Here is a 14,313-nt window from a genome sequence, read left to right as displayed (position 1 = left end):
CCTATATTCCACTACGTTGTAACTCGTCCAATGATATACGATTAAACACCATCTCAAGTTATTTTAGTCGTAATAAGTTGGCCAGCTTCATTAATAGTAACTTTCCATTTCACTCCACTAGCAGTCTTCATGATTATACCTTTACTTGCCTCTATTTCAATATCTCCAAACATTCTTCCTCCAGTTGTCGCTAACCAAGCACTCCCATTTTCCATAGAAGATCTTGCAAAGATACGATTAATTCGAAAACGCTTATGGTCTTGAGAATAACCACTTAATGTAATTCTAACTTTATATAACTGACTCGCCTTCATATTCGATATAATTGTATCGCCAACATTTAATGGAACATCCAACGCGATAACCCAACTTCCAGTTGCACTTAATGCATATTCAATTTTAATTTTCTTTGGACTCTCTCCCCACCCAAAATACATTCCAAAACAATTTAACATTTGTATTGGTTTTTTCGTAAAATCCAGTTCAATTACAACTGGATTACTATCTGGAACGTCAATATAGTTTACACTTTGTTCATCTATTAAATTAAAGCAATTTGTGAGATTTCCCCCGTACGGCACTTTTCCACTTACTTGCTTAACGTTATATTTCTGCTGAGCATTTACTAAAATATCATCTTGATTTCCTATTAAATGAGGTCTATTTAACGTCAAAGGTAACTGAATTCGTAGAGATTCTTCATAAGTAGACTTACAAACATTGTATTGTCCTTTATCTACAATAGTTGTCGAAAGCAGATTTGAAAAAAGGTAGTTACGATGAGAATTGGAAGAAAATTCAATGACAATTTGTTCACTACTCATTCGGTACGTATCCCAGATCATACAATCAAATGTATTATACGCACCTGAACAACGAATTACTTTGTTCGTTTGTTGTCTACATTGCACTTGAATATCATGAAACGTATTTCCTGAACTTTCATTTGGCAAATCACTATTTCCATCTACTTCAATCCCATACACACATCCATCAATAAATATAGATTGAAATACATTGGCGTTAATCCAGCAAGGTGTATTGATATCATTTATATATTCTGTCTTCAAATGTATTGCAGTTTGAAAGTTTTTAATTTGAATAAATTTAACTTGAAAGAAACTAATAAAATCCCATGCCTTTTGACAATAAAAATATATAGCTTTTCCTTTATACGATGGAGTTGTATTTATTATATTTATATTTGATATAACAGATTGATTAGGTACTTCGATTTGTTGTGAACCAGAAACATAAATAACAGCAGATTGAAACAATGGATTTATAACTTGAAGAGTACCACCAACTATCGAAGCGTTACTTTGTAGCTCAAATGCATTAAAATCCCCATCAATTTGCAGTGTTACGGTAGGATCCAACTCTAATCTTACGTTTGATTTAATAACAATCGGCTTTACAATTTTGTACGTATTTATCCCTGTAATTCTAACCGTCGAAATTCGATTCGCTACACAATAATCAATAGCTTGCTGAATTGCTAATGAGCTATCATTTCCCGAGTTTGGAACTGCGCCAAAACAATCAATATGAACGCTACTTTCTGGCGCACAATCTTCTTGGGATGAAATATATTCTGACAAAATAAATTCACTCCTCATATTACCTTTTTCATATAATATGTGAGTTGTCTCTTAAAAGTTTCTATAATAAAAAAAACAAACGACCTACTCGGTCATTTGTTTAATTCATATATATTTTTCGTTTCCTCTATCATTTTAGTTAACGAGAAATATCTCATTGCTTTCTCTCGTGCTTTCAATCTAATAGCAGTTACCTTTTCTTCATTCCCTTGTAGTTCCTCAAGCGCACTTGCGAATTCTGATTCGCAATATTCAGATATCAAAACACCTGACTCTCCATCTATTACCGCTTCATGTATTCCACCAACATCTATTGAAACAATTGGTGTCCCTGTAGCCATCGCTTCAATTACTACCATTGGAAACACTTCACGAAAAGATAATAAAAGTAAGGCGTCCATATTCCCTATAAACTCATGCGGCTCTGAAATATTCCCTAGCATCTTCACCCTTTGCTGCAATCCATATTTTTCTATTTCTTTCATAATCGATTCTTTCTCTGGTCCATCACCAGCAATATAAAACATAAAATCATTTCTCTTTTTCAATACATTTGCAATTTTGACAAATAGTTGATGGTTTTTCTCTTTGGATAATCTAGCTAATATCCCTATTTTATATGTAGATTCTTTCTTTTTCTGCTGGAATAAAAACTTTTCAATATCAACACCGTTATAAATTGTATTTATTTTTTCTTCTGCTACATGAATTGAAATTAAATTGTTCTTTTCAAACTCACTTACTGTAATAATATTGTTCACATATTTATTCATGAAATACCGAAAAAGCGTTGGCATTTTCTTTTCTAATATCGTTACATTGTGTTTCGTATAAACAATTTTCATCTTTTTTTTTATAAACTTTTGAAGTAGAAAAGCATATAATACCATTCGCAAACTATTTGCATGAATAAGTTCTATCTTTCGTTTACAAATTTCGTTTCGTAAATAATAAATATTTCTCAAATGATTCCATCGACTAAGTAAGATAAAATTTTCTTTTCTAGTAAGGGATTCATATAGTTCTCCATCACCTGCAGCTGTATAAATCTTAAAATCCTCATAATGCAAATTATTTTCTAATTTACAGAAATAATTTTCGGCTCCGCCAGTTATCAATTTATCTGTCATCAACAGTATGTTCATAATTGCGTCTTCCCAACTACATTGATTTTATTTTTTTTATAAGCATGATAAGCATACTTACTAAAATAGTAAAAAATTTGCACCGAATTCAGTCGTTCTTGTTCCCTTAACAATTTCCAATACCGAAAAGCTGCTCTAATTTTATTTCTCGAAACAGAATTTGTAACAATTCTATATTTTGCTAACACTTGCTGTATCCCTTTTGCTTCATACCCTTCATGTAATAAGTTCAGCCATAACGCTGTATCCTCCGGCTGTATACTAGGCATTTCGACATACGGAATTTTTTCACGATCAATCATCACTGTTAAACACCCGATAATTGTATTTCCTACTAAATAATGATAGTCAACAGATTTTGGTACACTCACTTCACGATTTAATTCATTACCATTTTCATCAATTAAACTATACGACGCATATGAAAAAGCTATATTCATTTCTTCCATAAATAACAATTGTGTCTTCAATTTATGTGGCAACCATATATCATCACTATCTAAAAAGGCAATGTACCTTCCTCTTGCCTCTTGGATCGCTAAATTCCGAGCTTTAGCAGCACCAACATTTTCTTTTAATGATAATAACCTAATTCGTGAGTCTCCTTCTATTATCTCTTTAATTTTTGCGGCAGATTGGTCGGTTGAACCGTCATCAACGATAATCATTTCCCAGTTTTCATACGATTGATTCTGTACAGATGAAATTGTCTCACCTATAAATCGTATACTATTATAAGAAGGTGTTATTACAGAAACATAAGGCGGCTCGTTATGTGCTGATAGACATTTTACCATCTATCTTTCCCCTTCCTTCATATATTGAAATATACTTCACAACAACTGCTAAAAATAAAAAGAACGCTTCGTTAATAATGAGTGACAATGACATCATCTGAAATAAAAATGCAATCATAGTCAATAGAAGATATGGTTTTTCACGAAACAAAGTATGCTGCGCTAGCTTGAACATTAATATGAATAAAAACGCGCTATATAGAAGAAAACCAATTGTACCCGATTCAGACAAAATTTCTAAAAATGTATTGTGTACATATAATTTTTCATTAAATTGATACTCATAATAATTCGAAAAGTTAAAAGCACCGATTCCAATATATGGATTGGATAAATAATATTTAAAAGCAGCTTCCCATAATGTAAATCTACCACTTCCATTATCATGGGAAAAATCAGAAATTCGTTTATTTAATATATCATCTAATTGGCCCCCCATTACACTATTCGATAAACTAAAAATAACTACACTAAACAATACTAAACTCATAATTATTTTTATTTTTTTGGCGAAACTAGACATACATATATATACAAAAACGACAAGTACAAGCGCTAATATACCGCCCCTTGAAAAGGTTAATAGACTTGTCGTAACACATAAAATCAATCCTAAGATGTTAGTAATATTTTGTAAATTCGTCATATAGTACATAAAAAATATTGTATTATAAAAAATAAAAATGTTAGGATCATCTAGCAATCCAATTAATCGTGGATATCCTCTATCCACTAATAACCCAGCAAAAATTTCTCTCTCTTCTCCACCGTATAAACTAAAGTATTGTAAACCAATTATATATAGTATTAGACTTACAACATTAAATACTACTCCTACATAAGCAATAGATGATTCAAGTACCACTATTTCAGTATTCCCCAATAAATTCCTCATTATAAAATAGCATCCTAAAACGAGTAGCACGCCAAAAATCATACGAATACTAGCATTTAAATACATAGAAAGAATTCCGCTTAAACAATAAATGAAATAAAACAGTAAAAATATAACTTCATGAAAATATAACTTTTGAATATAAAAGTCTTTAATTGTTAAACAAAAATATATGACTAAAAAAATCATATATATCTTCAATGAAAATCCAATATATAAATTGTATTTACTTAACATGACAAATAATATTAGAAGAATAATCCATCCCATTGATACTTTCATATTATTTTCCATAGGCTATATCCCCTGTTTCGTAATATAATCCTTTTTGCGTATTTTTCTTATAAAAGAAAGAAGAAGTTTTTTTAGCTCATAATCATATAGGAATATGGCAGCTACTACAATTAGTATATTAAGAACAAGCGCAATTAAATGATATGTATGCAATATATATTGCACTCCAATAAAGGTTACACCAAAATAAATTGTATACGGTATTACAATTTGGAATACAATTTTTTTCTTCACTACACTTACCGCTATATATCCCACTAAAGCGACTATTTCAAATAAAACCATAGCGTATGCCGCTCCTATCACTCCACCAAGACTACTAAAGCTATAAAGCATAACCCCACCTATCACCAATGCTACACACTGCACAACAGTCCTCTTATTTTGACAACCACTCGTCGTTAAACCGTCAGCAATGGCAATATTTAAACTTTGTAGCACAATAAGAAATGATAATATTCTGAGTGGTTCTACTGCATTGCTCCATTCTTCATGAAAAAATATAGAAATAAAGTATGGTGCTAAATGATATAAACCGATCGTCATACATATTCCTACAATCGCCATTGATTTAATTTGAAGCAAATTTAATTTCGTATGCTCTTCTATATTATTCTGGTTATAATGCTTAAAGAGCACCGGAAAAAATGCACCTGCAATTACCCCTGGTACTTGATATAAAGCTGCCGGCATCCGGTACGCCACTGCAAAAACACCTACCATACTTAATGGCAATGTATAGTTAAGCAAGATAGGCGCTAATTGTGGCGTACTCATTATTAAAAAACCGCTAATAATAAAGGGAGTTAATTGCCAAAATAACGCTTTATGAATTACGACTTTCATATTCATTTTCGTCTTTCTTCTCATGATATATATACTGAATAAACCACCAATCATATACCCAAAAGCATATAAGCGAGCTGTTACATACACCGGTAACTCTCCGAAAATACAAAAACATGTAATTATAATGACAACTGATGCTGATACAACTTTTATGAGCGCTATATACTTCATACGTTCCGTCAGTTGAAAATAGGCAATCCCTATGTTTTGCCAAGTTAATCCTATTAACATGAAAAACATTACGTTTATCATCATATAAATTAAATTTTTATCCGCATACATATAATGAATAGCAATATAACCGATGATAGAAACAAAAATAAGTAGAATCATCCTTATTTTTATATACGATGATAAAATCTGCTCTAAATCTGCTCCATCCTTTGCCCCTTCTCGAAGAAACGTATTACTAAGTCCTAAGTCTGTAAAAAATAACATAACAAACGTCACTGCTATGGCAACACTAAACATCCCATAATGTTGTGCGTTAAAAAAGTTTGCTAAAACAATTAAACTGACGGCCTGAAGAAGGTTAGCTAAAATCGTACTATAAAATAGATGGATAATATTGCTTAGAATAGATCTACCCATACAAGTTCTCCTTTGCAAGTAACCTACTTACATATGTTGTTTGTTTACATATATATTTATCTTGCACCATTACCGTTCAATACAATTAAAACGGTTTTACATAAAATACGGATGTCCATCCGAAATGTTTTCATTTCAATATACTCCATGTCCAGCCTCAACTTTTCCTTTGGATCAAGATTATACCCTCCATTTATTTGTGCCCATCCTGTTAATCCTGGTTTTACTATTAAACGTTCCTTAAATTCTGGAATATACGCATCAAACTCATTATAAAAAAACTCTCTCTCTGGTCTAGGGCCTACAAAAGACATATCTCCTCTTAAAATGTTTAAGAGCTGTGGTAATTCATCAATTCTCGTTTTTCTTATAAACAATCCAACTTTTGTAATTCTTTGATCATTTTCTTTTGCCCATTGTGGTCCGTTCATTTCAGCATCCTTTACCATCGACCTTAATTTAAATACATTAAACTTCTTCCCGTTTATACCTAAACGTTCTTGAAAGTATATTGGAGCCCCTGATGTTTCTAAGGTAATCATAATACAAAAGAACAACATAATTGGTATTGTTAATAGTAACAATATGATTGAAAATATAATATCAAACAAGCGTTTTACACTTCGATTCAATATGCTAGGCTTTTCTTGAGCCGGAATCGTATACAACTTGGCTTGATTTGTTTCACGAATCATGGATCGTTACCCCCACATTCAAGAATATAAAATTATACCTATTAATTCACATTCTTTCCTATTTATATCCGCTATTACTTTTTGCACTGTACGTAATGAATCTTTTTGCTTTTTAACTGCTAAAACCACTCCATCGCATTTCCCTGCAATAATGTGCGTAGCAGGAAGTTCAAATACTTCAGAAGAATAAACGAAAATGTAATCAAAATCTTCTTTCCACTTAGCAATCGCATTATCAAATTCATCCATAGCAACTAAAGGCGTCCCTGTATGTACTGTTTTTTTTGCAGGAATACAATATAAGTAATTAGACAAACTACTAGAAAAAGATTCATAATTGCAGGAGGAAGAGCTTATTATATCGTTTACTGTTATCATGTGATCACTTTGTAATAATACATGTAGTTTAGGGTCAGAAAAATTCACATCAATAAGTAACACCTTTTTTTTCATTTCCGCAAACACTAGACCCATATTTACTATAAGCGAGGCAACAACACCTCTGTCCTTCGTTGAACTAACTGTGAACAGTTGTTTTCCGGATTTTTTCAGCTCGTGATACACCGTATAAAACTGCTCTTTCATCAGATCATCATGCAAATTGAATGGCAGCTGCTTCTTTGTTCTAAACATCGACATGTTCACCTCGATATATAGATGATTTTTTATCAACCTCTGTAGGTTTCTTTTTTCTATTTGGTTCCATATTTATGTGACCAATAACAGAGACTGTTGTTATTTTCTCTAAATCCTGTTCCGTGTATATACGTTCATCAAAATAATCTCGAAATACAGCTAAACCTATCCCAACAAAAAAACTAACAATTAAAGAAATAGGAATGATCAGTTGAAATTTCGGAAACAATTTTTCAGCCTGTTCCTGTAACTCAGGATCAGTTAATACTTTCACCCCTTGTACATTTGTGTACTGTTGAAAGCTTTTTTGTGATTGCTCTGCCAATGTCTTTACAATGTCTTTCACGATTTTCGGATTGGAATCTTTTACTGTAACAGTTACAATTTGTGAGTTGTCCGTATTCACAACCGAGATTTTTTGTGCTAATTCATAACTTGATTGCTCTAATTTCAAAGTTTTTTTGACTGTTGAAATAATTAATGGGCTTTTTAAAATATCAACATACGATGTTACTAGTTGCTTATTTTCTTGTGTTTTATTTGTTGAATTTTCCTTATTAAACTCATCTAAATTCCCAACAAGAATTTGCGTTGAATATTGATATGACGGCTTTAAAACATACATAGAGATAAGAACTAAAGAAGCGGTTAAACAACACATCGTTAAAATAATCGTTACGAATCTTCTTTTCAGTAATTGTTGAAAATCTTTTATACTCATTTCTTGCTTCAATTATTTCACCGCCCTTTTCTGAATAACATCCTGCAATTCACTCTTTACAGATAACCCTTTCTCTCTTCTATCCACTTGTTTTGTTACATACTTTCCGACTCCGAATGCAAATTTTTCTACATATACATACGAAAGCATTGCAAGTATAAACGAAAAAACAAGTGAAAAAATTAAAATAATAGGCAACGGTAATATTTCATGGAGCATGTATATAAGGGAAAACAACGATATAATATGGTATAAATAAAGACTGTAAGAAATCTTCCCCAAATATAACAAATATTTATTATGTAGCAAGGACGACAAAGTTGATATTGACAAACTTAATATGACAAATAAACATGCACTTATCGCCACTACGTAGTCTCGAAATATAAAATTATTGAGCACTTTAATTTCTCCAATAAGTCCTTCATACATAAAAAGTAAAATCGCAAATAAAAACCATGCAATTTTCGTATTTTTAGTACAATTACTATAAAAAACTATTAAATTATTTTTATACTTCGCAACTAGTGCTCCGAGTAAAAACAGCACCGTATAATGCAACGTTAATGCATAGCTTGTTAATGTTAAGCCCGAGCGAAACAAAAATAATATTACGACAGAACATATACTAAAACTAAACAATAATAGTAATGAACACCTTAACGTTTTTCGTAAGCAAATCATCAAAATTAACGGGAAAATTATTGATATTCGCATTTCATGGACAAGTGACCAAATCACACCGTTATATGCATCTGTATTATATTTCCCAACCAATAAAATATGTTGTGCGATTAAGCTTGAAGAACTTTCAATCGTCCATGAGCGATTAAACCATTCACTTAAATAAGAAATACCATATTCACTAATTGTAATCTGGCATACAATAGCTATAATTATTGCCACAATATAAGGAATATATATTCTGCATATACGTTTTAAAAGGTATGACCCATAGCTACTATAGTTTTTTTGAATAGATTCATACAAAACAAATCCGCTCAAAACAAAAAAGATAATAACTGATTCGTTACCACTACTAAAAATTAGACGAGCAGGCGTTTCTTTTAATAGATACACAACAAATGGTTTATTATCTTCATAACTGTAATTTTGAAATGCTGAAAAAATCATTAAATGATGACCAATCATTACTACTAATGAAGAAATCCCTCTTATAGAGTCCAATTCTTCGTATCTTTTCATCTTTTTACATCAACTCCTAATGAAATGATAATAATCATTTCAAAGCGACATCTTTATTCATATTCCTCTCCTTTCTTTTCATTCCAATTTTTCATATTAAAATGATTTTATAGTATAAATTTGAGTGTATTGTAACATTTTTTGTAATATTTTGAATAGAAAATCTCAAAAATTGGTATATACCAATTTCAACCTCGAAAAATGAGTAATATTGATAGAAAAACGCTATAAAAATATCTTGCATATTTACAAAATTAAAGAGCTGAATAGGGTTTTTTCAATATAAAATAAAAAAGATAGCCTACATAGGCTATCTTTTTTATTTTATTTAATTACTGGCACCACTATATGCTACATGTCGTTTCTCAATTCTCTCTTCAATTTCTTTCATATTTTCTTTATTATTTAATAGTGATTGTTTATTTTCAATTAATAATTGTTTAAAAGATTTTCTCACTTTTTTTCTCATTTTCATTGTCCTCCTTGGGGGATGGTTTATATAAAAGATAAAGAATTATCTGTGTGTTCTTATAATAATTGATTGTTGTGAATTCTATTTGAACTTCATATGAAAATCTCGTTTATTTTCTGACAACTTTGTGAACACGAAAAAATGATTATCTAAAACTATGCTGAAATTAATTCACTTCATGATAAAAGTTATTATTTTCATCAACTTTTATCATTATATCTTGTCGAAATATTTATATATTTAAAATTGAGTTCGACATAATTTTATTTATTATAATACTGTTTACAAAAACAAAAAGAAGGTGTCACCAAGTCAAAGTTCGACTTATGCAACATCCCTCTTCCCAAACTTTTTATAGCATATTTATTAATATTTCAGGTCTTCCCCAATTCATTTCTTCACAAACAAATCTAAGTTTTTCTTCATCCATTGTGTGTAATCCTTCTTCTAGTGAACATGAAATTGGAACTTCACAGTGAATTTGGGCTAATTGTAACGAAATATTTAAGTTCTCTAAATCACTTTCAATCTTCGTACGCTGCGCTTTTGTTAATGATTCTACATTTTCTAGTACAGCGGATACTGTTCCATGCTCTTGAATAAGCTTATACGCTGTTTTTTCACCGATACCTTTTACCCCTGGATAATTATCACTTGTATCTCCCATGAAAGCTTTTGCATGGACGATTTGCCACGGCTCTACACCTTTTTCTTCCATGATTTTCTCCGGTGTGTAATATTCGTAATTTCCAATTCCTTTACGCAGAAGCATGACTGTAACGCTCTTATCAACAAGTTGAAGTAAATCCGTATCACCTGTTAAAATATAAACTTCAGCTTCATTGCAATATTGTTTTGCAAGCGTACCGATACAATCATCGGCTTCGTAGCCTTTCATACCGATAACTGGAATGGATAATTTTGCAGTCATTTCTTGCACTAAATCAAATTGAGGAATTAATTCTTCTGGTGGCGCTGCACGATTTGCTTTATAATTCGAGAACGATTCTGTTCTAAATGTCGTACTTCCCATATCCCAGCATGTAACGATATGTGTTGGTTCGATCGCTTGCGTAGCTGTTAATAAGTGTTTCATATAACCATGAATCCCGTTCGTAGGGGTTCCATCTTGTCGTTTCATAAATTGTCCGTAGACACTTGTTGCGTAAAAAGCACGAAATAATAGTGCCATACCATCAACTAATAATACTTTTTTCATAATTCCTCTCCTATTAAAAAAATAATAACCTTACGTTATCACGTAAGGTTATATAAATAGATTACCATTCTACGTTTTTGCTCAACTTTGTCTATTATACATTGTTTTTGTATATTTAGCATCATTAACACATTAAGACGTTCTACTACAACAAGTATGCAAGATGCCTGAATACGTATTTTTTCCAGTAGAAACAACGATAGCTTTTGCATTTCCACTAACGATATGCGAACCTTTAAAACATACATTTTCAAGCTCAAGTGGATTATAATCTTTCATCCGTTTTAATGGAATAAACCGTTTACGTTCAAGGTGATAGCAGCTCTCAAACTTCTCTATATTCGCTTCGTTTCCCGTTAATACAGACTCATTCACTAATAAATCATCTGCATAAATAATACGTACATCAGCTGGCACAGCATCTCCAGCCGAAAGAAAAATCATATCTCCAGGTACAAGTTCTTGCACAGGTATCTCCATCATTTTCAGTTCACTATTTAGCCCTGTACTACTAGAACATTCTACTCTAGATACAGTAATCGTTTCACGTTGTAATTCATCACACACACGTTGTTTTGAAAAACCTGGAATCATGTCACCTAGCTTCATCATTACTTCTGCAAGAAGTGCTCTTTTTGAAGTTAGTTCATTTCGGCCATATACTTGAATACGTTTTTGTGCCTCTTTCATTGATAGTCCGTCTCTTGTTGTTTTAAAATATGCAAATACAGATTTTACATCTCTTGTTGCAATTTCAATTAATAAATCTTTATTTTTTTGGAGCATTGTTTGTTCTTTTATTGATTTTTTACTTAGTTTATATGACGTGTTACCCACAGTTTTGTTTGCATATAACATATTATCGTCTCCTCCTTTACAACATAGGAAGAAACGCTTTGTTTCTCAATTTATCCACTTTACTGTGAAAGTGTCTCGCGCTTTATAAACGCTATATTGTGATAAATATAGAGGGAGGAACAAATCGTTTCCTGCCTACATCATATATTTTTGATTTGAAGTATATGGGTAACGGAACCGAGTCAGAATTTGACATGCTCCTCACCTCCTCGTTTAATTTTATAGTTTATAATATGAAATTACTCATAGCTTGGTAACAAAAAAGACCCCTACCCTTAAGAGAGTAGCGGCCATTACATACACAAATAAACGATTTCTAATATAATTAGAAATCTACGGACCTCTCCCTCACCGAGTTTTAGCACTGTATAGCATAGGTACATTACCAGCTACGTTAAGAAAAACCTTAATTCGATCATTCCTGTTGACCCATTGGCGTCTCTCGACATTTTTGGGCAGTAGCATTTCTCTATACAGGAGCCTCACCTAACAGAGACTTATTTTCATTACATTGAAAATGTTACTCTTATTTAAAATAGATGTCAACCGTAGCCTACAATTTTTTCAAATGGTATGGCAAACTAACGTATATAAAGTGAAACTTTAATCAGTGGGGGTTTTGTTCATCCGCCACTGATTATTAGCCCTCACCAATCGGGCTGCCCGGCAAATAGCGGGATAAAATAAAAAACTTTACGTTTAAACGTAAAGTTTTTAATAAGTTATACAACCAGCGATTACAATCCCAATTGAAAGCGATAAAAACATAAGAAAAAGACCGACTGCTTGATTATCTTCTTCGAGACTTTTGTTTATATTAAAGCGTGGTGTAAGCCACTCAGCTAAATAAAAGACGATAATTTGAGCCAAAATCCCAACTGCTCCCCACGAAATCATATCAAGAAGTGAAATTGAATTAGCTGCTGTCGAATATAAAACGATAGCTAACCCAAGTAATCGCCCTCCAAGCACATAGCTTACCGCCTTATTACCTTGAGCCATTAACTTAAATTCCTTAACTTTCGTTGTCACTTCCATCAAGAACAGACCAATACATAAAAGTCCAAGTGTTACTGCTAAATATAATAAAAAATTAATCATTTTTCCCCCTCCTTTTTATACCTACCGGTAAATAGTACGATTCATTTCCTGTAATCTTTTCTCCCGCGCGAATACCGATACTACTCGCTTTTCCAGCAATTAAAAAAGAACCAAACACATAGGACAGTTTCTCCATCCCTTTTTCTGTTTCCAAGGATACGACTGGCAGTTCTGTATACTTTTGAAATATCGGCAGTGCAGTTTTATACGTTTGATGTGCATTTTGAAGCATAATATTTTCATCCTTATCGCGAATCGTAATTGTATCTCCTTCTCTACCAAATGAAGGTTTTTGAACGAAAGAACCTTTTCCTAAAAATAAATCTGGTTCTAAATATGTAGGTAACATATATTCTTTAATCCACTGTTGTTCCTCGTTTGTATAAAAGACCTCTTCTTCTGCTAACCCCCAAATAAGACACTGAATTGATTTTGGCTGAAGTAAAAATGCTGACAAAGGATTTATTATAAAAAGCTTTCCGGCTTTTACAAGTTGCAGCAGTTCCACACCTACCAAATCTCCTGTTTCAGGATCTTGATCCTCAATTAAATCTTCTATCGGATATGTTTGGCGATATAAAACATCAATCTTCGCCCCATCTTTATCAACTAGAGCATCTTTTGTAATTCTAAGTTCTGACATTGGCACTACTTTATTTTCAACATGGCATAGCTGACTTAAATACATAGTGGTATTCCAATCCTCGATATGTTCATGATGTGCTGTAAAAACAACATTTGGATTATCTAATCCCTTTGTCGCTTCCATTACTGCTTTCGTTACACCAGAAGATAGCAATCGTTCTTGATCCGAGTTTGGATCATCATAGCCTAGATTTTCACATACTTTCCCATTCATTTGAAAACATTCCACAATAAAAGTTGGTGTATCACTATTAAACTCAAGCATTTTGATTTTGTTATCCTCTGTTACAGCAAAATCAAATCGCGAAATTACAGATTCAGGATAAAGCCCTTTCATTCTAATGAATGATAAACTCGGGGATGGAAAGCCAAGATCTAGAAGCTGTTCGTCACTTAGATTACGCAGCAGTCTAGCAGTCTTAAAAAATATTTTGCCCATTCGTTCAGTCGCTAAGTGTAATTGGTCCAAAGTCTGATTTGTTATAGAAAAAACATGAAACAAACTATACTCACATTCATATAAATCCGACCAAAAATTCGGATATTTTAAATAAAATTCTTTTCGATCCCTTATGTATTGCGACATAT

14 protein-coding genes and 1 riboswitch are annotated in these 14,313 nt (G+C 32.1%); all 14 genes read right to left on the bottom strand.

Annotated features, from left to right (window positions below; translation table 11 throughout):
- Positions 1–53: 53 nt before the first annotated feature.
- Positions 54–1,601, bottom strand: coding sequence for a glycoside hydrolase family protein (locus BHV55_RS08365; RefSeq protein WP_070757124.1), 1,548 nt, complete (start codon positions 1,599–1,601; stop codon positions 54–56).
- 92 nt (positions 1,602–1,693) lie between these two features.
- Positions 1,694–2,746: a glycosyltransferase family 4 protein gene (locus BHV55_RS08360; RefSeq protein WP_001023684.1), complete on the bottom strand. Its 1,053-nt coding sequence runs from the start codon at positions 2,744–2,746 to the stop codon at positions 1,694–1,696.
- On the bottom strand, positions 2,743–3,543 hold the full coding sequence (locus BHV55_RS08355; protein WP_000237686.1) for a glycosyltransferase family 2 protein: 801 nt from the start codon (positions 3,541–3,543) through the stop codon (positions 2,743–2,745). The genes BHV55_RS08360 and BHV55_RS08355 overlap by 4 nt, the downstream gene beginning before the upstream one ends.
- A complete protein-coding gene (locus BHV55_RS08350) occupies positions 3,518–4,732 on the bottom strand; it encodes an O-antigen ligase family protein (RefSeq protein ID WP_070757125.1) in 1,215 nt (404 codons plus the stop codon). Before BHV55_RS08350 ends, BHV55_RS08355 begins: the two co-directional genes overlap by 26 nt.
- A gap of 3 nt (positions 4,733–4,735) precedes the next feature.
- A complete protein-coding gene (locus tag BHV55_RS08345; RefSeq protein ID WP_070757126.1) occupies positions 4,736–6,172 on the bottom strand; it encodes an oligosaccharide flippase family protein in 1,437 nt (478 codons plus the stop codon).
- A 56-nt stretch (positions 6,173–6,228) separates the two neighbouring features.
- Positions 6,229–6,867, bottom strand: a complete 639-nt coding sequence (locus BHV55_RS08340; RefSeq protein WP_000617650.1) for a sugar transferase — start codon at positions 6,865–6,867, stop codon at positions 6,229–6,231.
- An 18-nt stretch (positions 6,868–6,885) separates the two neighbouring features.
- Entirely contained in the window at positions 6,886–7,506 is a 621-nt protein-coding gene (locus BHV55_RS08335) for a CpsD/CapB family tyrosine-protein kinase (protein WP_070757127.1), read from the bottom strand.
- Positions 7,493–8,236: a YveK family protein gene (locus tag BHV55_RS08330; RefSeq protein WP_000807055.1), complete on the bottom strand. Its 744-nt coding sequence runs from the start codon at positions 8,234–8,236 to the stop codon at positions 7,493–7,495. Before BHV55_RS08330 ends, BHV55_RS08335 begins: the two co-directional genes overlap by 14 nt.
- On the bottom strand, positions 8,237–9,430 hold the full coding sequence (locus BHV55_RS08325) for an acyltransferase family protein (RefSeq protein ID WP_000833054.1): 1,194 nt from the start codon (positions 9,428–9,430) through the stop codon (positions 8,237–8,239).
- A 328-nt stretch (positions 9,431–9,758) separates the two neighbouring features.
- Positions 9,759–9,899: an FbpB family small basic protein gene (locus tag BHV55_RS08320; protein WP_001228048.1), complete on the bottom strand. Its 141-nt coding sequence runs from the start codon at positions 9,897–9,899 to the stop codon at positions 9,759–9,761.
- A gap of 355 nt (positions 9,900–10,254) precedes the next feature.
- Positions 10,255–11,121, bottom strand: coding sequence for a 5'-3' exonuclease (locus tag BHV55_RS08315; RefSeq protein ID WP_000757075.1), 867 nt, complete (start codon positions 11,119–11,121; stop codon positions 10,255–10,257).
- A 132-nt stretch (positions 11,122–11,253) separates the two neighbouring features.
- Positions 11,254–11,979, bottom strand: a complete 726-nt coding sequence (locus tag BHV55_RS08310) for a P-type ATPase actuator domain-containing protein (RefSeq protein WP_070757128.1) — start codon at positions 11,977–11,979, stop codon at positions 11,254–11,256.
- 335 nt (positions 11,980–12,314) lie between these two features.
- Positions 12,315–12,480, bottom strand: a riboswitch (M-box (ykoK) riboswitch).
- 213 nt (positions 12,481–12,693) lie between these two features.
- Positions 12,694–13,080, bottom strand: a complete 387-nt coding sequence (locus BHV55_RS08305; RefSeq protein WP_000606857.1) for a DUF350 domain-containing protein — start codon at positions 13,078–13,080, stop codon at positions 12,694–12,696.
- A complete protein-coding gene (locus BHV55_RS08300; protein WP_000084940.1) occupies positions 13,073–14,311 on the bottom strand; it encodes a glutathionylspermidine synthase family protein in 1,239 nt (412 codons plus the stop codon). The genes BHV55_RS08305 and BHV55_RS08300 overlap by 8 nt, the downstream gene beginning before the upstream one ends.
- Between the last annotated feature and the right edge of the window lie 2 nt (positions 14,312–14,313).

It is taken from the genome of Bacillus sp. RZ2MS9 (genome assembly GCF_001816185.2).
GTDB classification, from domain to species: Bacteria; Bacillota; Bacilli; order Bacillales; family Bacillaceae_G; genus Bacillus_A; species Bacillus_A cereus.
The sequence above is the reverse complement of the archived record's forward strand: the minus strand, read 5'-3'. Positions and strand labels throughout refer to the sequence as shown.